This is a genomic window from Sphaerospermopsis torques-reginae ITEP-024 (assembly GCF_019598945.1).
GTDB lineage: Bacteria > Cyanobacteriota > Cyanobacteriia > Cyanobacteriales > Nostocaceae > Sphaerospermopsis.
This window is the reverse complement of record NZ_CP080598.1, coordinates 48,913-75,449: the sequence shown is the minus strand read 5'-3', so window position 1 is coordinate 75,449 and position 26,537 is coordinate 48,913. Positions and strand designations below refer to the sequence as shown.

The 26,537-nt window shown below is 36.7% G+C and carries 7 protein-coding genes and 1 pseudogene; 4 read left to right on the top strand and 4 right to left on the bottom strand.

Going from position 1 to position 26,537, the window contains the following annotated elements:
• Window positions 1-37: 37 nt before the first annotated feature.
• The 3 genes and pseudogenes from K2F26_RS24495 to K2F26_RS00235 all read right to left on the bottom strand — a co-directional run.
• Window positions 38-187: pseudogene (locus K2F26_RS24495) on the bottom strand (3-isopropylmalate dehydratase); the annotation flags it as partial.
• A 181-nt stretch (window positions 188-368) separates the two neighbouring features.
• Window positions 369-1,439 (bottom strand): isocitrate/isopropylmalate dehydrogenase family protein, encoded by a 1,071-nt coding sequence (locus tag K2F26_RS00240; RefSeq protein ID WP_220609898.1) that lies wholly within the window; start codon window positions 1,437-1,439, stop codon window positions 369-371.
• A 316-nt stretch (window positions 1,440-1,755) separates the two neighbouring features.
• Window positions 1,756-4,203 (bottom strand): hypothetical protein, encoded by a 2,448-nt coding sequence (locus K2F26_RS00235; RefSeq protein WP_220609897.1) that lies wholly within the window; start codon window positions 4,201-4,203, stop codon window positions 1,756-1,758.
• Window positions 4,204-4,765: 562 nt separating this feature from the next.
• Between K2F26_RS00235 and K2F26_RS00230 the strand changes: the two genes are divergently transcribed.
• Window positions 4,766-6,136: an AAA-like domain-containing protein gene (locus K2F26_RS00230; RefSeq protein ID WP_220609896.1), complete on the top strand. Its 1,371-nt coding sequence runs from the start codon at window positions 4,766-4,768 to the stop codon at window positions 6,134-6,136.
• Window positions 6,137-6,288: 152 nt separating this feature from the next.
• Here the strand turns inward: K2F26_RS00230 and K2F26_RS00225 are convergent, their stop codons facing one another.
• Window positions 6,289-8,160 carry a patatin-like phospholipase family protein gene (locus tag K2F26_RS00225; protein WP_220609895.1) on the bottom strand — a complete coding sequence of 624 codons (1,872 nt, stop codon included), beginning with the start codon at window positions 8,158-8,160 and terminating at the stop codon, window positions 6,289-6,291.
• 679 nt (window positions 8,161-8,839) lie between these two features.
• Here K2F26_RS00225 and K2F26_RS00220 point away from each other — a divergent pair.
• From K2F26_RS00220 to K2F26_RS00210, 3 genes are all read left to right on the top strand, one after another.
• Window positions 8,840-13,069 (top strand): SDR family NAD(P)-dependent oxidoreductase, encoded by a 4,230-nt coding sequence (locus tag K2F26_RS00220; protein ID WP_220609894.1) that lies wholly within the window; start codon window positions 8,840-8,842, stop codon window positions 13,067-13,069.
• Between the two features lies 1 nt (window position 13,070).
• A complete protein-coding gene (locus tag K2F26_RS00215) occupies window positions 13,071-25,556 on the top strand; it encodes a non-ribosomal peptide synthetase (RefSeq protein ID WP_220609893.1) in 12,486 nt (4,161 codons plus the stop codon).
• A 74-nt stretch (window positions 25,557-25,630) separates the two neighbouring features.
• Window positions 25,631-26,425: a 2OG-Fe(II)-dependent halogenase WelO5 family protein gene (locus K2F26_RS00210; RefSeq protein WP_220609892.1), complete on the top strand. Its 795-nt coding sequence runs from the start codon at window positions 25,631-25,633 to the stop codon at window positions 26,423-26,425.
• The last annotated feature ends 112 nt before the right edge of the window (window positions 26,426-26,537 follow it).

Here is a 26,537-nt window from a genome sequence, read left to right as displayed (position 1 = left end):
CAACTACAGGATTCTCTTGTTGTTCCTCTAAAATTTCTAAATTTAAGCCAATATTGATACTATTGCGATAAAAAATTTCTGCAAATGATTTGGCCTGAATTTTTTCAATTCCCGCAGCTTTCAAAGCAACAGGGGCAATTTCTCGACTAGAACCACAGCCAAAATTTTGCCCAGCGACAATTACATTATATTTTAATAACTCTCCTACTCCTATCAAATGTTCTAAAGCATATTGTTTTAAAATATCAGGATCATAAGTTGTGGCTCGATTGGCAGGAATAATATCATCTGTATTAATATCATCCCCTAAATATAAAACTTTGTTATTTACTTCTTTATTTATAAGACTCATGCAGCACCTCAATTTCTCAATTTTGTTCTAGCTTGTGTAAATTATAAATTTCTTCTAGTAAAAGCTGTATTAATTGTTCGGTATTGACTAATATTTCTTCTCCTTGAGGAGATAAATCCGCCGTCCGATATCCTTGAGCTAAAACTCGATCTTGTGCTGCCATAATTCTTTGGGCGGCTCTTTTTTCCCCCCACTGCTCTAGCATTAAAACACAAGCTCCAATAGTTCCCAAAGGATTAGCAATTCCTTTCCCTGCTATATCTGGTGCAGTACCGTGAATTGCTTCGTATAGTCCAAATCCATCGGCATTGAGACTGGCTGATCCTAATAAACCTAGAGAACCAACTAATGCTCCGCCAATATCGCTAAGAATATCTCCAAACAAATTGCTGGCCAAAATTACATCAAATCTCTGGGGATTCATCACCATTTGCATGGCTAAATTATCCACTAACATTGGTTCGACCACAACATCAGGAAATGCGGTTGCTTCTTCTTGCACTAAACGAGTCCAAGGCAAATTAGGTAAGGCATTTTCTTTATGAGCTACTGTTAGTTTTCCTCGACGTTGTTGGGCTTTTTGCAAGGCTTGACGAGCAATTCGTCGTATTTCATGATCGTAATAGAGCATGGTGTGGTAGCCATAAGCTCCTTTTTCATCTGAACCACGTGCAGCAGAGCCAAAATAAATTCCACTGACTAATTCTCGAATTACGAGTATATCCAGTCCTTTAATTTTCTCTGGACGTAAGCTAGATTTATGCACCAAACTATCAACAATCGTAATGGGACGTAGATTGCAAAAAAAGTCATAATGTTTTCGCAATTCTAGCAGTCCACCTTGGGTAACTGCACCAAAGACAATTCCATCAGATCCATTACATAGTTCTATCGTAGTTTGGGGAAAGTAACTACCAAATTTTTCTAAGGCGGTTTTACCCAGCCAGCCATAATCTACCTGTAAGGCAAATCCTTCCAGTTTAGCTACTTGCTGCAAAACTTTTAAGGAAGCTTCTACAACCTCTGGACCAATTCCTTCACCTGGAATAGCAACAATGCGATAAGACTGATTGCTTAATGACCTCATTTTTCCTTATTTTTTAGTTGATGAGGATTCATCACTGCTGAAATTTTCAACGCTTAACTCCTCCCCAATAACAACACTGGCTACATCATGTTTGATAAAATTTGAGAAGATATGTGTACAATGGTTCACACTAATTCACTCCTCTTTTTTCCCAGATTTTTCCTGAGAATGCAAGGACAGTTAAGACAGTTAAGATTATTTATAATCAATTACAAAAATTAATGCTATTATTATAAAATAATTTTATATGGAACTCCCATTTGATTTTTGAAAGCTTGCGTGATAGCAGGGTTATAAACGCTCCAAACCCCTTTAATTAATTCTTGACATTAACAGACATTCCTAAAATCTTGATATTACCATTGTTTTGACTGATTTTCACTGATGTTAGTTCTTGGTTTAACAAATAAAATCTGCCCATGATACTCACTGAATTATAACGACCATTCTTAGATTTTTTAAGTATTAATGTGGCTTTTTTCTGATTCTTCATGCCTTTGAGGATGAGAATATCCCCAAAATTAAAGCTACCCGATGCAGTTAATTTTTCACTATTTACTTTGGCGTTAATGTTGGCAATATTATAACCCAAAAAATTGAGATTACCTACAATACTAGCTGAATTATTGATATTTCCCTGATTGTCTTTACCAAGGGTAACTGTAGCACCATTGAAGGCTAAAATGCCGAAATCAAAATCATTTTTTGCTTTCAATCCTCTTTCATTCAGGATGATACCTAACTCAGTGAATTTTTTACCTAAAATAGTTATATTCCCTAAACCAGAAACTTTTCTCTTGGTTAAGTCAACTTTCAATTTGGGAACATTCAATTTCAAAATATTCACTAAATTCAAAAATACATCTTTGATGAAAACATCTTGAACGTTAAATAATAATTTACCCTTACCTAATGCTTGATTAAAGGCGGTAATATCTGCTTCACCTGTGGCAATTTGTTGATTTAAATTTACTGTTAACAGGGGAATATTGAGATTTAAAAAACCAAGTAAATTGATTTCCAGATTGTTTATGTTAATACTAGTTTGATTAATATCAAATGTAATACCTGCTAGGGTATTACCTAAGAGGGAAATTTTTCCAAAACCACTACCACAGCCAGTTTTGATATCTATAATTAAATCATTAACATCAAGACTTATCAGATTAGCTAAATTTAAATCAAAGTTTTTAAAGATCGCATTTGTAGCAGTAATTTTAAATTCTACATTGGCAATTTCGTTACCAAGTAATTCTACATAACCATCTCCCTGAAGATACTGTTCTGTAGGTGTGACTTTTAAGGCTAAATCTAAACTATCATCATCTGCTCCTTTGATTTTGGCAAATCCTAAATCTATTTCAAAAACTTTTAACGAACCACTAATATTATTTAAACTTGTGTTACCTTGCAGGAGTAAAATCGCTTCATGACCCCAAGCGTTAATTTTACCATTAATTTCTAATCCTTCTGATATGGGTTGTCCTGCAATGATTGTAGGAAAGGGAACATATTTAATCAATGGGTTGCGTTTTCCGTCTGCATCTGCATCAACTGATTCAATCTGCAAATTATCTAAGGTTTCTAATAATGACAATGCTTTGTTAACTAAATCTGTGGAAAATCCTGCTTGTTTTTCAATAAAAGAGGTAACTGGACCTTGCCACAAATCTATTAAACTAACGGGTTGATTGACAGTTAAAACTAATGCTAATCTTTGAGGATCATTAGTATCTATCAGAAATGCTACTTCTATGTCTATTTCTTCCCATCTTAAATCACCAATGAATCCGAAATTATCAAAGTAAGGTGGTAAATATGTTCCCCCTCCTTGGAATCTGAGATTACGTAGTTCTGTTCCATTCAATCCATAGGGATTATGCCAGGTTTTTTCACCTTGTTGACAAAAATATGCTGTTAAAGATTCAGGTTCGAGGGAGAGATTACCGGCAAGAAATAGTTTAGGTTCATCTTCTTGACTGGGATCATAACCTTGAAGAGTTAAATTTCCCGTTAATCCGAATCTTGGTTGTAAATCAGGATCAATATTTAATTCGAGTAGTAAGTTATTAAAATCAGCTTGCAATGGTGGTTGATAAAATAAGTTTCTTTGTCCTGTAATATGACTTATTAAACATATTTTTCCTGTGGAATTGATGCTAATTAATCCTGCTAAATCTCTAATTTCTAAATATTCGTATATAAATTTACTTAGATTTTTGGAAATGGTTTGTAAATTAATATTTCCAATAAAATTCAATCCTTTGTTTAAGTTAATATTACCTAATTCTTTATGAAGGTAATTATGATTATTATTAGATATGATTAACTCTGCTTCGTCTAAGTTTAAATTACTGATGATCGGAACTGCATTTGTCAGTTTACTAAAACTAAATTCATGATTTAATTGATATTTTAAAATAGGATTTTTACTAAACACTAATTCTATATTTTGATTATTTAGTAGTCCTTGTAAGTAAATTTCTATGTTTTGAGCATTTTTATATATTTTACATTTTGGGTTAATTATAATAATTTCATGTCCACCAAATACTTGTGTAATAATTCTCTCGAAGATCACATTTATGTATTCGACTTGACTATGAATGTCAAAAATTTTATTTAAATCTATCTGTACATCATCATCAAAATCTATGTAAGTATCTGAATTTGGTGTAAACAATTTTACATTATCTAAAGCTTCTAGTTTTAATTTGATATCTTCAGGTAAGATAATGGTTGCTAAATCAAGACTATTAGACATAAGTTAAGGTATATGGAGATTAAAGCTAGTGAATATTACTGTATTTTACCATAGTTCAGTTATGATTGATGTGGAATTTACTGAATAGAGAGTTTTACATTTTTCAGAATTTTCTCGCTTTTCATCATCAAATAGAAATACTAGGATTGAATTTAGACAGGAATTACACAACTGACATTGGGATATGTGCTTCAACTTTAATACATACGTTAATTTATGTATGACTATTATGATTTGCGATAAAACATATTTACTTGGGGTAGGGGCTGAGAAATCAGAAAATTTGGGGATGATAGATAGATCAAACTATTACCTATTCCCTCTTTCCAGGGGAATAATTTTCAGAGCATTTCCGAAATATGGTAATTTCATATTACAAATATCTATGGAGTAATTTTTTACTATACAGGACTTACGCAAAACAGAATGAACGTAGGGGTAATTCATGAATTACCCCTACGGAAAAATCAGGTTTTTAGTCTTATCTTGCGTAAGTCCTACTATAAATTGTTAAAAACTTTAAACTTATAAAATTTAACCAACTTAGTCAATTTTTTGGATTATGGTTTTAAAAGAAAATAAAGCAACAAGGAGACGCGGTGTCCTTTTATCTCCTCAAGGACTACAACGCTTACAAGATGCTATATCATCTTGGGAAATTACAGAAAACCAAGGCCAACGCCTCTCTTTAGAGGATTTATCATACCAAACCAAGCTTTCTACTAAAACTCTCAGTCGCTTATGGTCAACTAATAAAGGTGTAGACCAAAAAACTTTAAAATTATGCTTTAACACTTTCAATTTAGAACTTAATGAAGAAGATTACATCTTCCTAAAGGAAGATAATGAAACGAAAATATTAGATTGTTTATCAGAGAGTATCTGTTTACGAACAGAAAATCCGTCTTTATGGTCATATCCTGATGGACCAATACCGTTAGATTCTCCCTTATATATTGAGCGTCAACCGATAGAAGAATTAATTTATCGAGAGGTGACTCAACCAGGTTGTTTAATTAAAGTTCTCGCTCCTGGACAGATGGGTAAAACTTCTTTGATACTACGTATTTTGGCTTTTGCAGATGTACAAGGATATCACACTGTAAATTTAAGTTTTTCCCAGATAGATGCTGATTGTTTAACTGACTTAAATAAGTTTTTACGTTCTTTTTGTAGCCAAATTGCTATCAAACTGGGTATAGCTCCCAATCTTAATGAGCATTGGAATGAAGATGTGGGTTATAAGTTAATCTGTAGTCTTTACTTCCAACATTATATTCTCAAGCAGATCAATAATCCTCTAGTTTTAGTATTAAGTGAAGTTGAAAGATTTTTTGAATATCCTCAAGTTGCTCAGGAATTTTTTGCTTTGTTGCGTAGTTGGTATGAAGAATCACGACAAAATAATTTATGGAAAAATTTGAGGTTAGTAGTTGCTTATTCAACAGAACAGTATCTTTGTTTAGATATTAATTACTCTCTGTTTAATATTGGACTACCTGTCCTTTTACATGAATTTACTCAGCAACAGGTAGAAGAATTAGCTAGGCGATATGGGTTAAGGTGGAGTGCTGGTAAGGAGTCGGCACAATTGATATCTCTTATTGGTGGTCATCCAGCACTGACACAACTTACTTTGTATTATCTTCACTCTGGGGCTATGAGTTTACCAGATTTGATCAAAGAGGCGATCGCCAATGGTGGAATTTATCGCTATCACTTGCAGAACCATTGGGTAAAGCTGTTAACTAATCCTGGTTTAATTAGGACATATACTGAAGTTGTTACTGCTAAAGAAAGTCTGGTTATTGATCCTATCCATGCTTATAAACTGGAAAGTTTAGGATTAATTACCTTTGATGGCGATCGCGTATTACCCCGTTACCAACTTTATAAGGCTTATTTTACCAAGCAACTATCTATTGTTTGTTAGTCACCCATTGCACCAGCAGTTAGTTTACTCTCAGAGGATGTCTGAAAACTTTTTCGTATTTGCATAAAACACTTGTATATCCCCCTTTATTCCCTTAAAAAGGGGGACTTTGATTAATTTTTCGGGGGAATCTGGATAAAACCTGATACTTCTCAGACATCCTCTAACAACAAACTACACAATTCATCTATTGTTTTACTATTTTGATTAATCATCTGCTGGGCGGCTATTTTTAGCTCACGAATATTGCGTAAAGTTGTCTTATCTATTTCTTCTAGTTCTGTATCTAAAAATGTTTGAAACCGATAATAAGAACTTGTAGTTTCTGGATTCTTAGATGCAAACAACCCTTCTAATTCTCCAGCCACAACTTCACTACTACCATCAAACATAATATTTAAAAGTGGTCTTCCCCATTGCAAAACTCCCCAATTTTTGACTTCATTATAAGGATAAACACTTGTTAGTGAACCTGTACCCAATGAAACCATTAAGATATCTTTTGTATTCAAAACCCTATTTGCCTCTCGTTTACTACTAATTTTTGCTTCAGAAATAGCTAACTGGGCTGGATTATTCGCAAAAACTCCCCCATCTACTAAAGTATAAAAACCATTATTATTGTGATCAGTGGTAATGCGATGGGGAGGAAAATAAGTAGGAGTAGCACTGGTGGCTAATGCTGCATCTAAAAGCGAAAATCCTGCACATAAATTGCGAGATCTTTGAGATTCTATCTGTTGTTTTTCCCGTTTGTTAGTAAACAATATGGGTATTCTTTGCTCAATATCATAACTGGTGACAAAAACTTCTTTGAGATTATTTTCTATCAGACTATCACCAAAATATTGTTTGAGCATTTCTACTCTGCTGGTAGAAGCATATTTGGGCTGTAAAAATATATCTTCTAAAGGTCCAAGTATTTTTTGAAATAATGGCTCATAAAATATTTCCACTCCATACTCAATAAATAGTTCTGAGAGATCCGCAGCAGTATATTCAGCTTGGGTTAATTTATCAGCATTTTCTGTATCTAATCGGGGTTTAGTTAATCCCAGGGCTAAAATCCCTCCAGTGGAAGTACCAGCAATTAAATCAAATAAACTAAATATCGGTTTTTGCGTGCGCTTTTCAATTTCTGCTAATAAAAGTGCAGGAATCATGCCACGAATACCACCACCATCAATGGCAAGTATTTTATATTTTTTCCGGTCTGTTTGATTGATATCTTCTGCTAATTGTTCTTGAGATAATGTAGGTGATGCTTGGATATTAAAAGTTGCTTCTGGTTGGTTGGTTGTGGTTTCTTCCTCCGCAGATAATTCTCCCAGAAATGTAATTTGTGTTAAATTCCAACTAGGATTACCATACAAATTTCCTTGATAAGTATTTGCAGTTTGATTGTTGACAATTGTTCCTTCCCCTTCATCTAATTTCCAATAAGCAACTAATCCTTCTTCATCCCCAACTATTAGCCCAGAACGAAGGTTCTGAATTTGTTCCTGATTAAATGCATAATTCCATACACTAATATGGGCTAATTGTCCTGAAAAATATATATTATTGTGTAAAGTTCCTCCCAGAGTGATCGGACTTGTGGCTTTATTTAAAGTAGAACCTGTAAAATATTCTATGTATTGATTATGATCAAGATATACGGTAATATCACCTTGATTGAAAACAACAGCGAAAAAGTGCCATTCTCCAGTGGTTAATTCTCCATTACCCAGAGTTTTGATGAATTTGCTAAATTTTTCATCAATGTAAATATCTAAATTTCCTGTAGGACTAACACCAACTTCAAAATTATCACTGTATCTGTCTGAAGAACGGGCAAAAAAGACATTTCTTGTTCCATAAGTAGTAGCTTCTTTGGTAAGATGATGGGGATTAATCCATCCTGAAACTGTAAAACCTGAAATACCCTCAGACAAAACTGGATCAGGATCATTTCTGCCAAAATCTATGTAATCATGTTGGCCATCAAAGGTTAAAACCCATTGTTCAATTACTTTGTTTTCCACGGAATTTTTATCTCCAGTTATTTAGGTTAAAAATGGTAAATAGTTAACATTTGATCAGAGTTTTTATCTCGAATTAGTAATAGTACAGAAGGAGTACAGAGAATATAACTTGCCATGATTTTTTTATTAAAATACTTATAGGACTGATCTGGCTATTTATTTACATAAATTTACAGTATTATACAAATCCCACGTCTTGACGCTACTCTCTTGAATCTCTGGCATAACTAACTAAACAAACTACGTCTTAACTAAATATTAAAACATGATTAAATTTGGCTATTCTCGGCAATTGCTCCAATTCTAATTGATAGTATAACATTTTGAATGAGAGTGTAAATAGACTAAATTGTGGGTGTCAATCCCTGTAGACAAAATAAATTCAGATAATGAATTAAAATAATTAATTATTTACTTCTGAAAAGTTAAAATTATTTTATGATTCTACTGGGATGTTCTAGTTAACAGTCTTAACTGTCTGCTTAAATGTTTAAAATGTTCTTGCAGTTGACCGCTAAACCTGAGATCATATTGCTGTTTAGTAAGTATAAATTTTACAAACCAATTAGAAAGCAATAACATAAGTTAAAATAAATGAACACTCTACCTTATAATCGGCATTGATTCAAAAAAAATAATTAGTAGCAGATTAAATCTTAATAAAGGACATATAAAGATAATGCAGTTAGATCACCATAGTCAAGTTTTAGCAACTTCAACAAACAAAAATTTTGCATACCAACAAGAAATAGAAATTGCTATTCGGTCGAGTTTGACTGTAGATGATTGTGTAGTTATCAAAAAACAAACAAAAAAGCTAAAGGAGGAATTAGTAGCGTATATAGTTCCATCGGGTTTGTTTGCACCAGAACAAATTTTAGCTCATCTGCAAACAATTCTCCCCAACGAATTAATACCCACAGCATTTGTACCCATATCTACCATACCCCTAACAGATTTAGGGCAGATAGATGAAATTGCTTTAGCTAGTTTAGAAGTAATTGACTCTGACGTAATGCAAAATTTAGAAAAGCAAATAGAGTCATTGTCAAAAATTGAGCGGGTGGCGGTAGTTGTTGAACCTGTGGTTAAAAATATTCCCCCTTTACATTTAGAAGATTTGTTGACAGAGACTGCAACAAACTTTGATGACAAAAACCAAGAAGAAATACCACTAACTACACATAGTCAGAAAATAGAAGACAAAAAACTATCCTCATCAAAAAAGTTAGCCATTAGTCACGGTGAACCACTACCATACTTTCCAGACGCGCCTAAAAATTTAGTAGAAGTATTACAAAAAGCCGCCGAAAATTCCCCCAAAAGTATTATCTATATCAAATCTGATGGTAGTGAAAAAATTCAATCTTACAGAGAATTATGGCAAGATGCCCAACGAATTGTAGCAGGATTAAGAAAAATAGGACTCAAGCCTCAAGACAAAGTAATTTTTCAACTAGAAGATAATCAAGATTTTATCTCTGCTTTTTGGGGTTGTGTGCTGGGTGGTTTTGTTCCAGTACCAGTATCCATTGCTCCCATTTATGAACCAGGTAATAATACAGCCAGCAAATTACAAAATACTTGGCAGATGTTAGAGAAACCCTTGGTACTAACCAATGGTTCTTTAGCTGGGGATATTGATAGTTTTGCCAGAGTTTTAAACTTAGAAAACTTTAAAATTGCCACCGTTGATCAATTGCGTCAATGTGAATCAGATGGTGAATCAAATGTAAAATTACATCCTAGTCAACCAGAAGATTTAGCAATTTTGCTTTTGACTTCTGGCAGTACGGGAATGCCCAAAGCCGTAATGCAGACTCACAGTAGCTTGATAGCACGTTGTGCTGGTACTACCGTGATGAATGCTTATACAAGAGAAGATATCACATTAAATTGGTTTTCCCTAGACCATGTTGTGGGAATAATTATGTTCCATTTACGTGATGTTTATGTTGGTTGTCAACAAATTCATGCGAACTCTGAATTAGTTTTACAAAAACCGACAAGATGGCTAGATTGGATTACTCATTATCAAGTTACCGTGACCTGGGGTCCTAATTTTGCTTATGGCTTAATCAATGAGCAACTAGAAAAGAACAAAAATATCCCAACACCAACTTGGAATTTATCTTCACTTCGATTAATTCATAATGGGGGTGAACTCATAGTTGCCAAAACAGCAAGAAAATTTTTGCAGCTAGTTCAGTTATATCACCTACCAGCTACCGCAATGCACCCAGGCTGGGGAATGTCTGAAACATCTTCTGGTGTCGTATTTGCCGATAGTTTTTTACTAGATTCAACTACAGATGATGATAAATTTGTAGAATTGGGTTCACCTATTCCTGGATTTTCTATGCGAATAGTAGATAACGAAAATCAGGTAGTTGAAGAAAATACCATTGGTAGCTTACAAGTCAAAGGTGCATCTGTTACTATCGGGTACTATCAAAATCCACAAGCAAATCAAGAAGTTTTTACATCTGATGGTTGGTTTAATACAGGAGATTTAGGATTTTTAGATCAAGGACGTTTAACCATTACTGGCAGAATCAAAGATGTAATTATTATTAATGGATTAAATTACTATTGTCATGAAATAGAAGCTGCTGTTGAAGAAATTACAGGAGTAGAAGTTTCCTATACAGGTGCTTGTGCAGTCAGACAACCAGGAAGCAATACTGACAAATTAGCCATATTTTTCCATACTGCTTTTGATGATAATCAAAGTTTATTAACTCTCCTCAAGGAAATTCGCGCTTGTATTGTAAACAAGCTGAGAATAAATCCTGATTATTTAATTCCCGTAGATAAAGAGATTATTCCTAAAACCGCTATTGGCAAAATTCAACGCTCTCAACTTAGCCAACGTTTCCAAACAGGTGAATTTCAATCAATCATTAAACGAATTGATATATTATTAGGCAATTCCAACACCATTCCCAATTGGTTTTACCGTCAAGTATGGAAACCTAAATCTCCCATTAATATTAATTCCTCTTTAAACATTACTAATACAACTTTAGTATTTCTCGATGCTTATGGATTCGGTGACTATTTATGTCAAAAATTAGCAGAAAATAAACTGACCTATATTACCGTTGCACCTGGAGAAGAATTTCAAAAAATCAATCATTCCCATTATGTAATTAATCAAGAAACAGCCAAAGATTATCAACGTTTAATTGCATCCCTAGCAGCAGATAAAATCATTATTGGGCAGATTCTGCATCTTTGGACTTACGACAAGTATCAAGAAATTAACAGTATTAATAGCTTGGAAAAAGCCCAATCACAGGGAATATATAGTTTATTATTCCTAGTACAAGCCTTAGAAAAAAATCAAGGCTTTGAGCAAACTATTCAATTATTATTTATTTCCTCTCATCTCCAAGCTATTGCGTCAGATGATCCTGTAGCTTATGAAAAATCAACAGTATTAGGATTATTAAAAACAATTCCTCAAGAACTACCCCAAATAAACTGTCGCCATATAGATTTACCCTTTGCTGAAGTTGAAAAAAATGGGGTTTTAATTCTCCAAGAAATGCAAATATCCTCAAAAGAACGAGAAATAGCATACAGAAATGGACAACGTTTAATTTCTCGCTTAGAACAAGTTAACTTTTCCAGCAACCCTCAATCATCAATTACCTTCAAACAAGGAGGAACATATTTAATCACTGGGGGACTTGGTGGTATAGGTATTGAAATTGCCCGGTATTTGTTAAAACATTACCAAGCTAAATTATTATTAGTTGGGAGAACTCCTTTAACTTCAGAAAAACACATCCAACTCTATCAAGAATTAGCACAACTTGGGGGCGAAGTAATTTATGAGTCCGTTGATATTTGTGACTTAAAACAGTTGCAAATAGTAGTAGAAAAAGCTCAATTTACATGGGGTACAAATCTTGATGGAATATTGCATTTAGCGGGAACTTTTCACGAACAACAGGTACTAGCAGAAACCCAGGAAAACTTAGCCTCAATTCTACGTCCCAAATTATTGGGTACTTGGGTATTACATCAATTAGCAAAAGAAAATCAGGCAAGTATTTTTATTAACTTTTCTTCAGCACACGGTTTTTTTGGCAGCACTGCTGTGGGTGCTTATGCTGCTGCTAATAGTTTTCTCGATAGTTTTACTCATTACCAAAATTCCCAAAATCAATTAACCAATAAATTAACTAGCTATTGTTTTAGTTGGAGTATGTGGGATAATACAGGAATGAGTGAAGGATATCAGATGAAAAATCTGATCCGTGCCAAAGGTTCTTATATTATGTCAGTCTCCCAAGCAATATCTTCAATGTTTGCGAGCTTACACCATCAACAACATAATTTATTGATAGGTTTAGATGGTAGTAACCAAAATATTCAACGTTGGCAATTATCAAGTTTTAATTTACAGAAATTAACTGCCTATTTCAGAACCAATACTGGGGAGGTTGTTAAATTACCAAGCTTAAAAGTGCAAGATCCTTTTGGCAATATTTGTATTTATGAATCTGTACAACTGCCAGAAATGCCATATCTCAAAAATGGTGAAATAGATCGTGCTAGACTCATTAAAAAAAGTAACAATCAGGATAACAGGGAGCAGATTGAACCACGTAACGATATAGAATTTAAAATTGCCCAATGTTGGCAAAAAGTTTTAAACATACCACTTTTAGGCATTTATGACAACTTTTTTGAATTGGGGGGAAATTCCCTATTAGCTGGTCAAGTAATTGCTCAGTTACGGGAAGATTTTTCTCTAGAATTGTCTCTCCAGCGTTTGTTGCAAGCGCCTACTATTGCTGGTTTAGCTCAGACAATAGAAGCAATTCAAACAGTAACTCAAAGTCAAAATAATTTGACTGAAACACTTGAAGAAGAATACGAAGAGGATTTTTTATAAAATGGCTATATTTGAATTTTTATCTTTTCTCAATAGTTTAGATATCAAAATTTGGCTTGAGGACGGTCAGTTACGTTTTCGCGCTCCTAAAGGAGCAATGACGGAAGAACTAAAGCAGCAAATGAAAGAGCGAAAAGCAGAAATTATTGCTTTTTTGCAAGAAGCACAAACAGCTACACAAATAACTTCTTTATCCTTAGTTCCCGTTGCCAGAGATAAGGATTTACCTTTATCTTTTGCCCAACAAAGAATGTGGTTTCTGTCTCAATTGGATGGAGAAAGCACATCTTATAATGAAAGTTTCCAACTGAGAATTGTTGGTAAACTTTCTGTGACTGCTTTAGAACAAAGTATCAATGAAATTATCCGCCGTCATGAAGCTTTAAGAACTAACTTTCCTACGGTAGAGGGTGTACCCTTTCAGGTAATTAGACCTAATTTAACTCTCGACATTCCTGTGATAGATGTGCAGGACTTCACAGAAATTGCTGTACAAGAAATTATCAATCAAGAGGTTAATAAATCTTTTGATTTAGGCACAGAACCTTTAATACGAGTTACTTTACTACAGCAAGCACAAGAATCCTATCTATTAATTATCACCATGCACCACATCATTATAGATGGTTGGTCAATGGGGATATTTTTCAAAGAACTAGAAGCACTTTATCCAGCGTTTATTCAAGGAAAAGGAAGTCCTTTAACAGAGTTAACAATACAATACCCTGATTTTGCTCTTTGGCAACGGGAATGGTTAACTAAAGAAGTTCAAGACAAACAACTGGAATACTGGAAACAACAGTTAGCCGACGCACCTCCTTTGTTGGAGTTACCAACAGATTATCCCCGTCCCCCAGAACAAACTTTTGCAGGTGCTACTGTAGAATTTAATATTAATGCAGATTTAACATCTCAACTTGTCAACCTCAGTCAAAAGTCGGGTGTAACTTTGTTTATGACCCTGTTAACAGCTTTTGCTGTGGTACTGCATCGTTACAGTGGTCAGGATGATATTTGTATTGGTTCACCTTTTGCTAACCGCAATCGCCGAGAAATTGATACATTAATTGGCTTTTTTGTCAATACCTTGGTTTTGCGTACCCAGTTGGCAGGTAATCCTAGTTTCTCCCAGTTATTAGAAAAAGTCCGTTCTGTGGTTTGGGATGCCCACGCACACCAGGATATACCATTTGAACAAGTGGTAGAAGCATTAAAACCGGAACGTTCTCTGGGTTATAACCCACTGTTTCAGGTGTTATTTGTGTTGGAAAACTTCTCCTTGGATACTTTAGAGTTACCTGGTATTAGTCTGACTCCAGAGATTATAGATAGGGGTACTGCAAAGTTTGATTTAAGTCTCTCGATCTGGCAGACACAAAAGGGATTAATCGGATCTTGGGAATATAACAGCGATATTTTGGCTGCGGATACCATTGCCAGGATGATCAGCCATTTTCAGACTTTGTTAGCAGCAATAGTCAAAGACCCCCATCAGAACGTGCGGGAATTACCTTTATTAACTGCGCCAGAACGGTATCAATTGTTAGTAGAGTGGAATGATACTCAGGCTGATTATGCTGTTGATAAATGTATCCATCAGTTATTTGAGGAGCAGGTGGAAAAAACACCGGATGCTGTGGCTGTGGTGTTTGACAATCAGCAATTAACTTATCAGCAATTGAATAGTCAGGCTAATCAGTTAGCATATTATTTACAATCTTTCGGTATAAAACCAGATACACTGGTGGGGATTTGTGTAGAGCGATCGCTGGAAATGGTGATCGGAGTTTTGGGTATTCTTAAAGCTGGTGGTGCATATCTACCATTAGATTCAGAGTATCCCCAAGACCGCTTGAGTTTTATGTTAGAAGATGCTCAAGTTTCCGTACTGCTGACACAAAAACATTTAATTGAGAGATTGCCTCAACATCAAGCCAAGCTGGTTTGTGTAGATGAAATCTGGGAAAAAATCGCCCAAAACCATCAAAATAACCCCAGCAGTGAAGTTAAAGCTTGTCATTTAGCTAACTTAATTTATACTTCTGGTTCAACTGGTAAACCAAAAGGTGTAATGGTTGAACACAAAGGACTGTGTAACCTTGCTCAAGCCCAAATTCAAACTTTTGGTATAAACTCTGATAGTCGAGTTCTCCAGTTTGCTTCCTTTAGTTTTGATGCTTCCATCTCAGAAATATTGATGGCTTTGGGTTCTGGTGCAGCTTTATACCTGGGTACAAAAGATGCGCTGATGCCAGGAAAGGCATTAATTGAGAAATTACACCATTGTGGCATTACCCATATTACCCTACCACCATCGGCATTAGCAGTTATGCCCGTGGAAGAACTGCCAGCACTACAAGCTATTATTGTGGCTGGAGAAGCTTGTGCGGTGGAATTAATGAAACAATGGTCTGTAGGGAGAAATTTCTTTAACGCCTACGGACCAACAGAAGCTAGTGTATGTGCGACCATTGCTAAATGTAGTGATCAAGACGAGAAAATAACCATTGGTAGAGCGATCGCCAACGTAGAAATATACATTTTAGATAAGTATTTACAACCAGTACCTGTAGGTGTGCCTGGAGAATTACATATAGGTGGTATTGGGTTAGCCAGAGGATATCTAAACCGCCCTGAGTTAACAGCAGAAAGATTTATTAAATTGGACATTTGGCAGGAAGAAAAAAATCATCCCACCCAGTCCCCAGTCCCCAGTCCCCAGTCCCTCACCCTTTATAAAACTGGTGATTTAGCGCGTTATTTACCAGATGGTAATATTGAATACTTAGGGCGGATTGATAATCAAGTAAAAATTCGGGGCTTCCGCATCGAGTTGGGAGAAATAGAAGCCGCACTGAGCCAACATGAAGATGTGCAGATATGCTCTGTAATTGTCCGCGAAGACAATCCTGGAGATAAACGCTTAGTTGCTTATGTAGTCGGAAATCCACAACATCCGCCGACCATTAGCCAGTTACGCTCTTTCCTGTCTAGCAAACTGCCACAATACATGATGCCTCATGCTTTTGTGATGTTAGAATCTTTACCTCTGACTCCCAACGGCAAAGTAGACCGTCGCGCTTTACCAGCACCAGATTCCCGTGCGGGACTGGAAGTAAGTTTTGTGCTGCCACGTAATCAAACTGAACAAATATTAGCGCAGATTTGGGCAGAAGTGCTGAGAGTCAAGCAAGTAGGAATTTACGATAACTTCTTTGAACTCGGTGGAGATTCCATTCTTAGTATCCAAATTCTCGCTAAAGCCAAACAAGCGGGACTGCAACTAACACTTAAACAACTATTTGCGAATCAAACCATTGCCCAATTAGCAGCAGTAGCAGGTACAGTCAAGACTATAGAAGTCAAACAAGAAGTAGTCACCGGGGCATTACCGCTAACACCCATTCAACACTGGTTTTTTGAGAAAAATCTCCCAGAAGCACACCATTTTAATCAAGCATTTGTACTTTCAGTTCCCTGTGATCTCAAACTAGAGCTATTAAAGCAAGTATTCCAGCAATTGCTAGTACATCATGATGCTTTGCGCTTACGGTTTACCCAGTCTGAGTCTACTTGGCAACAGATTTACTCTGCTCCCAATGATCATCTTGCTTTCTCTGAGATAGACTTATCAGCAATTCCAGAAAGTGAACAACCAGCAGCTATTGAAGCTCAAGGAAATTTATTACAGGCGAGTTTAGATCCCACCGCAAATCTAGTGCAAGTTGCCTTTTTCCATCTGGGCGTGGAAAAAAGGGCGCGATTACTGATCATTATCCATCACTTGGCTATTGATGGTGTTTCTTGGCGGATTTTATTAGAAGATTTACAAACTGCTTACCAGCAACTTGAACAAGGTAAAACCATTCAACTTCCTGCCAAAACCACTGCTTTTAAAGATTGGTCTGAGCAATTAACAACTTATGCCCAATCACAAACCCTCAAATCTGAAGCAGCTTATTGGTTGAATGAAACTCGCGCCACAGTTCCTTCCATCCCCGTGGACTATACAAAAGGGGTAAATACTGTTGCCGCAGCTAGTACAGTATTATTGTCTTTGAGTGAGGCAGAAACTCATGCCTTACTGCACGATGTACCAAAAGCTTACAACACTCAAATTAATGATGTCCTACTGACCGCCTTGGCGTTAGTTTTGAGCAAATGGACTAACTCTAAAAATGTCCTGTTCAACTTAGAAGGTCATGGACGGGAAGATATAGTTGATGGTGTAGATTTATCACGTACCATTGGTTGGTTTACAACTATCTTTCCTGTAGTGGTAGCACTCCCAGCTACAGACAATTTAGGGGATGCTTTTCTGGGGGATGCTTTAAAATCTGTTAAAGAAAAACTGCGGGCTATTCCCAATAAAGGCATTGGTTATGGACTATTGCGCTATTTGATCCAAGATCCAGAAATTGCTACTCAACTAAAGACATTACCACAAGCCGAAATCAGTTTTAACTACTTAGGTCAATTTGATCAACAGGTCAATACCACTTCTTGGATGCAGCCAGCTAGTGAGTCTGCGGGAAAAATGCACGGGTTACAAAACAACCGCGCTTATGTGCTAGAAATTGACAGCATTATTGCCGAAGACCAGCTACGAATAGAGTGGACGTACAGTACAAATCTCCATCAACGCGCCACTATCGAAAATCTGGCACAAGAATTTATTAAGACCTTACAGGATCTCATTGCCCATTGTGCATCTGGTGAAAATGGAGGTCATACACCTTCAGATTTCCCATTAGTGAACCTCAACCAGTTAGAAATAGACCAACTATTGGCAAGTTTAGGGAAAAATAACTGGCGTAATATTGAAGATATTTATTCACTCTCCCCCATGCAAGAGGGGATACTGTTTGAAAGTTTGTATACTCCTGATTCTCAAGCATATTTTGAGCAGTTAATTTACACTTTAAATGGCAATTTGAACCTGTCAGCCTTTGAGCAAGCTTGGCAGCAAGTGGTAGCCAGACATTCGGTTTTGCGGACTGCTTTTGTGTGGGAAGAATTAGACAAACCACTGCAATTAGTGTATCGAAAAGTAGATGTTAAAGTACAAACTTATGATTGGCGTTTGCTATCTCCACAACAGCAACAACAAAAACTAGAATCTTTATTGCAGTCACAGAGACAAAAGGGTTTCCAACTTTCTGTTGCATCATTGATGAACTTGAGCCTTATTCAATTAAGTGCAGATAGATATCAATTGGTTTGGAATTTCCATCATTTGTTACTTGATGGTTGGTCAGGTCCATTAATTTTCCAAGATTTATTGTATTTTTATCAAGCAATTTCTCAAGGTGAAACTAAGACACTACCACCAGCTATAGGCTACCGTAACTATATTAGTTGGTTACAACAACAAGACTTTAACCAAGCTCAAGAATTTTGGCGACAAAAACTCCAAGGTTTTAGCGCACCCACGCCTTTAACAGTTGATAAATTATCCTCAAACCGCAAACAGTTAGATTCTAGTTACAAAGAACAAAAAATCCAACTTACAGCGCAGCAAACAGAGGCTTTACAGACTTTTGCCCGACAGCATCAACTAACGATGAATAATTTGGTGCAGGGAACTTGGGCTTTATTGCTATCTCGCTACAGTCAAGAAACAGATATAGTTTTTGGTGCTACTGTATCCGGTCGGCCACCATCTTTGATGGGTGTAGAATCAATGGTAGGACTATTTATCAACACCTTACCAGTACGAGTTCAAACTTTGCCTGAAACTGAAGTTTTGGCTTTGTTGAAAGATTTACAAACACAGCAAGTAGAGTCTGAGCAATATTCCTATAGCTCATTGGTAGATATTCAAGGATTGAGTGATGTTCCTAGAGGAATGTCTTTATTTGAAAGTCTTGTTGTTTTTGATAATTATCCAATTGATGAAGCAGCGCAACAAAATAATTATGGGTTCTCAATAGATAATCTTCAGGCTATCGAGCAAACTAATTATCCTTTAACAGTGATGGTGATTCCTGATCAGGAATTACTGGTAAGAATTAGCTATGATATTAGCCGATTTGATGATTTGTCGATCGCTCGTTTGTTAGGACATTTCCAAACATTACTATCTGGAATTGCTGTTAACCCCAAAGCGCAAATTTCCCACTTACCATTACTTACAGAAGTTGAAAAATACCAGCTATTAATTGAATGGAATAATAATCAAACTGAATATTCCCTTGATAAGTGTATCCACCAGTTATTTGAGGAACAAGCAGAGCGTACACCTCATGCTATAGCTGTGGAGTGTGGTAATCAACAACTGACCTACAATGAATTAAATAGCCGTGCTAACCAGTTAGCGCATTACCTCAAATCTTTGGGTGTGAAACCTGATGTTTTAGTAGGTATTTGTGTTGAGCGTTCTTTAGAAATGGTTGTAGGAATATTGGGTATTCTCAAATCCGGTGGTGCTTATGTGCCACTTGATCCAGAATATCCTACTGAGCGTTTGGCTTTCATGTTAGAAGATGCCCAAGTTTCAGTGTTGTTAACCCAGCAGTCACTTCTCAACCGACTACCGCAGCATCAAGCAAATCTTGTCTGTTTAGATACTGACACTCAAGTAATTTCCCAATTAAATCAAGAAAATCCTGTCTCTGCGGTAAAAACCCATAACTTAGCCTATGTAATTTATACCTCTGGTTCTACAGGAAAACCCAAGGGTGTAGCCATGAATCATTTACCATTGTGTAATCTGATTCTCTGGCAATTGCAAAATACCACAGTCGCACAGGACGCAAAAACCCTGCAATTTGCTCCTATTAGCTTTGATGTTTCCTTCCAAGAAATCTTCTCTACTTGGTGTTCTGGGGGTACATTAGTGTTAATTACAGAGGAATTGCGCCGGGATGCCTTGGCTTTATTAGGTTTTCTGGAAGAAAAAGCTGTTGCTAGATTGTTTGTTCCCTTTGTTGCCTTACAACAACTCGCGGAAGTAGCCGTTGATAGTGAAAAATTTGCAACTCACCTGAAAGAAATTATTACTGCTGGTGAACAATTGCAGATTACTCCGGCAATTTCTCAATGGTTCAGTAAGCTGGGTAATTGTACTCTGCACAATCATTATGGACCATCGGAAAGTCATGCAGTTACAGCCTTTACACTTTCTCCTCCAGTAGAAACTTGGCCACTATTGCCTCCCATTGGTAAGGCGATCGCTAATACGGAGATTTATCTTTTAGATCAAAATTTACAGCCTGTACCTATTGGTATTCCCGGAGAGTTGTACATTGGTGGTATCACTTTAGCTAGAGGCTACCTCAACCGTCCAGATTTAACCAATGAGAAATTTATCCCTAATCCATTTAATAATCCAAAATCCAAAATCCAAAATCCAAAATTGTATAAAACTGGGGATTTAGCACGTTATTTACCAGATGGCAATATTGAATACTTAGGACGCATTGACACTCAAGTAAAAATACGTGGTTTCCGCATTGAGTTGGGTGAAGTGGAAGCAGCACTCAGCCAGTTTGAGGATGTGGAAGGATGTTGTGTTATCGCCCGTGAAGATACCCCTGGTAATAAACGTTTAGTTGCTTATGTAGTCGCACATCAGAACTGTACACCCACAGTTAGCGCATTGCGGCAATTGATGAAAGCAAAACTGCCAGATTACATGATACCCAGTGCTTTTGTAATCTTGCAGTCCTTCCCCTTAACTCCCAGTGGTAAGGTAGACAGACGTGCATTACCCGCACCAGACTTAGAAAGCACACTGCTGGAAAAATATGTTGCCCCCCGTACTCCCATTGAAGAACTGTTAACCCAAATTTGGGCGCAAGTGCTAAAAGTTGAGCAAGTAGGTATTGATGATAACTTCTTTGAACTGGGTGGACACTCCCTACTAGCAACACAATTAGTTTCACGTATCCGCAACATTTTTAAAGTGGAACTACCTTTGTATGAGTTGTTTGCTACCCCTACAGTTGGTGAGTTAGCGCATATTATTGGGCAGTTACAGCAAGAAAAGTTAGAAATATCAGCACCACCGCTTTTACCCAGAGCAAAAAATTCCGACTTACCAATGTCTTTTGCTCAACAGCGTTTGTGGTTCTTAGAGCAATTTGATCAAAAGAGTGTTTTATACAACATACCCACTGCTTTACGTTTGCTGGGAAATCTGCAAATTGCAGTCTTAGAACAAAGTTTACAAACAATTATTCATCGTCACGAAGCTTTACGTACTAATTTCATTACCGTTGATGGACAACCAACTCAAGTTATTAGGGAACAGGAAACAGGAAGCAGCGAACAGGGAATAATATCAGTAATTGATGTTAAACATTTACCGATCACAGAACAGGAAATAGCGGTACAACAATTAGCGCAACAACAAATTCTTGAACCATTTGATTTGAAAACAGAAGCGTTAATTAGAGTGCAGTTAATATTGTTGAACGAGACAGAGCAAGTATTGTTAGTGTGTATGCACCACATTGTTTCTGATGGTTGGTCAATGGGTGTTTTTGTGCAAGAACTCACACAACTATATAATGCTTATTCTCAAGGTCAACCGTCAGCTTTAACACCTCTGTCAATTCAGTATGCAGATTTTGCGATTTGGCAAAGACAATGGTTGCAAGGAGATGTCCTGCAAAGTCAACTTTCTTACTGGGAACGGCAACTAAAAGACGCACCAGTTGTATTATCATTACCGACTGATCGCCCCAGACCGGCTGTACAAACTGTAGTTGGTGCAACTCATGAATTTGCCTTGTCAGTTGAGTTAACTGATAAATTGATCAAACTCAGTCAAAATCAAGGTTGTACCCTATTTATGACCTTGTTGGCTGCTTATGACACCTTGCTTTATCGCTACACAGGACAATCAGATATTTTAGTAGGTTCACCTATTGCTAACCGCGATCGCTCGGAAATAGAAGGGTTAATTGGCTTTTTTGTCAATACTTTGGTGATGCGTACCAACTTGGCAGGTAATCCCAGTTTTAGTGAGTTGTTAACTCGTGTGCGGGAAATGTCCTTGGGTGCTTATGCTCATCAGCATTTTCCCTTTGAAATGCTAGTGGAAGCATTGCAACCAGAACGGGATTTATCCCATACACCACTATTCCAAGTCATGTTTAACCTGCAAAATGCTCCTGTGTCTGAGTTGGAGTTAAACGGGTTAACCGTTAGTTCAGTACCATTTAAAGGTGTGACTGCTGCATTTGATATGACCTTATTCATGCAGAACACTGATAACGGACTGGTGGGAGTGTGGGAATACAACACTGATATGTTTGACCATAGCACCATCGAGCGCATGATTGGTCATTTTGTGACTTTGTTGGAAGCAGTGGTAAATAATCCCCAAGAACGCATTGACCAGTTGCCAATATTAACAGCAGTTGAACGACAAAAGTTACTGGTTGAGTGGAATGATACTCAAGCTGATTATCCTGTAGGTAAATGTCTCCATCAATTATTTGAGGAACAGGTAGAATTAACACCGGATGCTGTAGCAGTGGTGTTTGATGATCAACAGTTGACTTATCAACAGTTAAACACCCAAGCGAATCAATTAGCACACTATTTACAATCTCTGGGTGTGGGTGCAGAGGTTTTGGTGGGAATTTATTTAGAGCGATCGCTTTCGATGACTGTAGCATTGTTAGCAGTCCTCAAAGCTGGTGGTGGTTATGTTCCCCTAGATGTTGATTATCCCCAACAGCGATTAACTTACATCTCCCAAGATTCACAAATTTCTGTACTGATCACACAAGAAAGTTTACTCAATTCCTTGCCAGTGGAAGGGGTGAAAGTCATTGTCTTAGATCAAGAATGTGCGGTTTTCAATTCTCACAGTCCAGAAAATCCGGTCAGTGAAGTAGTAGCGGAAAACTTGGCTTGTGTATTGTATACTTCTGGTTCTACTGGCAATCCCAAAGGTGTGATGTTAACTCATGGAGCTTTGGTAAATCATAGCAGTGCCATTAGTGAAGCATTTGGTTTGACAAATAGCGACCGTGTTTTACAATTTGCAGCTTTTGGTTTTGATGTAGCACTGGAAGAAATGTTCCCCACTTGGTTTAAAGGCGGAACAGTAGTATTAAGACCAACACAATTGTTTTCTTCCTTTGCTAATTTTGCCCAGTTTATAGAACAACAACAACTGAGCGTTTTAACTTTGACTTCCGCTTATTGGCATGAATGGATGGTAGCAGTATCTCAATCCTATGCCACTGTACCCCAAAGTTTACGTTTATTGACCGTAGGTGGAGATACAGTTTTACCGGAAACAGTGGCAATGTGGCAGCAATTCGTAGGGGATAGAATCACTTGTTTAAATGCCTACGGTCCCACAGAAGCCTCAGTGACAGCGATCGTCTATGACGTGCAAAATTACCAACCAGAAAAAACCAATACAGTCCTTATTGGTCGTCCTGTTGCTAATACAGAAATTTACATTCTTGACTCTAATCTGCAACCAGTCCCAATTGGAGTAAAAGGTGAATTGTACATTGGTGGTGAGCGTTTAGCACGGGGTTATCTCAACCGTCCAGAATTAACACAAGAGAAATTTATTGCTCATCCCTTTAATCATCCAAAATCTCAAATCCAAAATCCAAAATTATATAAAACAGGGGATTTAGCACGTTATTTACCCGACGGTAACATTGAGTTTATCGGACGTATTGATGATGTAGTGAAAATCAGAGGTTTTCGTGTTGCACTGGGAGAAATCGAAAGTCTATTAGTTCAACATCCTGATGTGATTTGCCAGGTGGTAATGCTCAGAGAAGATCAACCAGGACATAAACAATTGGTTGCTTATGTTGTCTCTGATAATCCATCCTTAACCCAAAATGAATTACAAAGCTTCTTGAAACAAAAGCTGCCAAATTATATGATTCCTACGGCTTTTGTCATGATGGAAGCACTGCCAGTCACAACTAATGGGAAAGTGGACCGTCGCGCCCTACCTGCACCCAGTCAGGAGATTGACTTAAATAACTTTGTTTTACCCACTACTTCCATACAAAAACTGATAGCAGATATTTGGAGCAGTGTATTAGGTACAACACATTTAGGCATTCATAACAACTTTTTTGACATGGGGGGCAATTCTTTACGCGCTATGCAAGTGATGTCTCTGTTAAGAGAGACTTTGCACATAGATTTACCCCTACGTTATTTGTTTGAAAACCCCACAGTCGCAGAACTCGCAGCCGGGTTAGTAGAGACGTTGTATACAACGTCTCTAGCAACAAGCCAGACGAATACCATTACCACCTCTAACCTAGATTTAAAAGCAGAAGCAGTTTTAGATCCCAGCATTCAAATCCGTAAAGACCTTATATATAACGTCTCTACAGAGTACAACAACAAACCTCAAGGAATCTTTTTAACAGGAGTGACGGGTTTTCTGGGTAGTCATTTACTTTATGAACTCCTGCAACAAACTGAGTCTGATATTTATTGTTTGATTCGTGCTACTGATATTGAACAGGCACGACAAAAGCTACAAAATCAACTCAAATTCTACAAACTCTGGTCAGGAGTTGACAAAGAACGCATTATTCCTGTAGTTGGAGATTTAGGGAAAAAATATTTAGGTCTTTCCACATCAGAGTTTCAAAAGTTAGCTGGTCAGATAGATATTATCTATCATTGTGGTGCTTGGATTAATGTTATTTATCCCTACTCTGTTTTAAAACCTGCTAATGTTTTGGGAACTCAAGAAATCATTCGGTTAGCCTGTGAGATCAAAGTTAAACCTTTACACTTTATTTCCACCACATCTGTTTTATCTGCATCTTCTCCCAATGAGGCGGGATTAATTTTAGAATCCGATCCTCTTGAGCAATATCAAACTCTTGATAATGGCTATATCCAAAGTAAGTGGGTAGCAGAGAAATTAGTGATGCAAGCCCGTGATCTAGGACTTCCTGTGGCTATTTATCGCGCATCAAGAATTACAGGAAACACCCAAACAGGAATTAGTAATACAGATGATTTATTTTGCAGATTAGTCAAAGGTTGTTTAGAAATGAGAATAGTTCCTGATATAAATATGGAAGATAATTTGACTCCTGTAGACTATGTGAGCAAGATGATTGTTCATCTATCAGGACAAAAGGAATCTTTAGGAAAAGCATTTCACCTAGTTAATCCTGAATCTACTAAAATCAAGGATCTATTTCACTTAATTCGCTCTTTAGGATACCCTGTACAGATTATTCCTGTAGAACAATGGCATTCAGAAATTTTACTTCAGAGTCAAATTTCTGATGCAGATAATTTAAGATTTTTGTCTCATATTATTCCCAAAAATGAGGTAGACAAAAGCCACGAATCACAGATTGATTATGAAAACACTATCAATGGACTAGGAAATACTAATCTTATGTATCCCGTACTAGACCAAAAATTGCTCAAAACTTATATTTCTTACTTCATCGGTAGCGGTTTTATTGATGAACAATTGGTAACAGAGCCAATGGTATTTGGTAATAGGACTAACTAACTATCTCAATATCATTCATCTGCAATGAAATCACATTAATAAAATCACATTTTTTTTAACCCAGGCACAAAACCATGATTACTGAAAACCAGATTAAAAGCAAAGTTTGGGAAAGTAAACAAGAATATTCCCTAACGAAAGAATCATTAAAGATGCTATGGGAAAACCGCATTCCTTTAATTCGCATCAAAGATTTTGCGACAGAGCAAGAGTGTGATAGTTTAGTGGCTCAGGCTCAATTGTTTAACTTTGATTCTTATCAAAATGTGTATCCTAAAATTGAGCGAATTGGCATCACCGTATTTGAATATAATCGCATTAGTAAAGCAGCTTATTTTCAAGCAGTAGAACGCACAACAAAATTAAGAGACTCCATCATGGCAGCCTCTTTTAATCCCTTAGAACGATTAATGGATAAAATCCGTGATTGTACAGGAGCAAATGTGCGGATTGCTTCAGAACCATTATATGGTAGTTATTATGCAGGATTGATTAGAAAAATAGAGCAAGGTACTCAACTGCATATTGATTATGCTCCCTCAGAACAATCTGAATGGGAAGTTGGTACAGTAATTTATCAACTTTCTTGGAATTTATACTTGAAATTCTCCGCTAATAATTACGGTAAAACCCGTATTTACGATCGCCAGTGGCAACCAGGCAATGACGAATATAAACTCGATTCCTACGGCTACCGTGATACAGTGATTGCAGATGCAGATATGATTACCTTCCAGCCTTATGTGGGGGATGTGTTTATTTTCAATACCCGCAATTTTCACGCTGTTGAGCCAATGGATGGACAGCGTATAACTTTCACCTCAGCAATTGGTTTACTTCCTAACGGTGAAATTATTTTGTGGTCTTGATAGAAGGCAGAAGGCAGAAGGTAGAAGAAATGAAAATTGTAACTTTTGCTTTTTCCTTTTCCCTGTTCCCTGTTCCCTATTCCCTCTCCCAACTATAAAATTTATTTTGCAC